The organism is Methylobacterium sp. BTF04 (genome assembly GCF_010692745.1).
Taxonomy (GTDB): Bacteria; Pseudomonadota; Alphaproteobacteria; order Rhizobiales; family Beijerinckiaceae; genus Methylobacterium.
In genome coordinates this window covers 1-1610 of record NZ_JAAHTB010000169.1, presented here as the reverse complement: position 1 = coordinate 1610, position 1610 = coordinate 1, and the positions used below count along the sequence as shown (strand labels likewise).

Annotated in this window: 1 protein-coding gene; it reads left to right on the top strand. The window is 68.8% G+C overall.

What is annotated here, in order from left to right; translation table 11 throughout:
• Nucleotides 1–1610, top strand: a 1610-nt coding sequence (locus tag G3T14_RS24095) for a heavy metal translocating P-type ATPase (protein ID WP_246733540.1), incomplete at both ends; no start/stop codon positions are given.

The following is a 1610-nucleotide window of genomic DNA, read 5'->3' as shown; positions in this document are numbered from 1 at the left end:
GGACCCGGTGTGCGGGATGACGGTCGATCCGGAGACCGCGAAGCATCGCACTGAGCATGGCGGTCACCCGTACTACTTCTGCTCGAACGGCTGTCGGACCAAGTTCGAGGCGGCCCCCGCCCGCTACATCGAACCGGCGAGTGCGGCGACGAAGGCCGAGCCCGTCCCTGCGGGCGCGATCTACACCTGCCCAATGCACCCCCAGATCCGTCAGGCCGGGCCCGGTGCCTGCCCGATCTGCGGCATGGCGTTGGAACCGGCGACGGTGAGCGTGGACGACGGCCCGAACGAGGAACTCGTCGACATGACCCGGCGGTTCTGGGTCGCGCTGGTGCTGACGCTGCCGGTGTTCGTCATGGAGATGGGTGGCCATGTCACGGGCCTGACGGAATGGATCGGGCAGCAGAACTCCAACTGGATACAGTTCGCCCTGGCCACCCCGGTGGTGCTCTGGGCCGGATGGCCGTTCCTCGTGCGCGGCTACCAATCGCTGGTCTTGCGCTCGCTCAACATGTTCACCTTGGTGATGCTCGGCACGGGCGTGGCTTGGGCCTACTCCGTGGTCGCGACCCTGGCGCCAGGTCTGTTCCCGGCGGCCCTGCGAAGCCATGGGGGCGCCGTCCCGACCTACTTCGAAGCGGCCGCCGTCATCACGGTGCTTGTCCTCCTCGGGCAAGTGCTGGAGCTTCGGGCACGCGCGAGCACCGGGGGGGCGCTTCGTGCGCTCCTCGACCTGGCGCCGAAGACCGCGCGCCGGCTCAAGTCCGACGGGACCGACGAGGAGGTCCGGCTTGAGGACATTGCGGTCGGCGACCGCCTGCGCGTACGTCCCGGCGAGAAGGTGCCGGTCGATGGGGTCGTAGTCGAGGGCCGGAGCTCGGTGGACGAGTCCCTGATCACCGGGGAATCGATGCCGGTCACGAAGGAGGCCGGTGCGACAGTCGTCGGCGGCAGCATCAACCAGAGCGGGGCGCTCGTGATCGAGGCCCGCAAGGTCGGGCGCGACACCATGCTGGCCCGCATCGTCGGGATGGTGGCCGAAGCCCAGCGCAGCCGCGCACCGATCCAGCGCTTGGCCGACAGGGTCGCGGGCTGGTTCGTGCCCGCGGTCATCGGGGTCGCGATCCTCGCCTTCGCCGCCTGGATGGTTCTAGGGCCAGAGCCACGGGTCACCTACGCGCTCGTGGCGGCGGTCTCGGTGCTCATCATCGCCTGTCCCTGCGCCCTGGGGCTGGCCACCCCGATGTCGATCATGGTCGGCGTCGGCCGCGGCGCCGGGATGGGTGTCCTGATCAAGAGCGCCGAGGCCTTGGAGCGGATGGAGAAGGTCACGACGCTGGTCGTGGATAAGACCGGCACCCTGACCGAGGGTAAGCCGACGGTGACCCGGATCGTCCCTGCGGACGGGTTTTCGGAAGAGGAGATCCTGCGGCTGGCGGCCGGCGTCGAGCGGTCGAGCGAGCATCCGCTGGCGGTCGCAATCGTGGCGGCGGCGGAAAAGCGCGGCATCACGATTCCTACGGTTTCAGAGTTCGACTCACCCACCGGCAAGGGCGCTCTTGGGACCGTTGAGGGTCGCCGCGTCCTTCTCGGTAACGCGAAATTCCTCG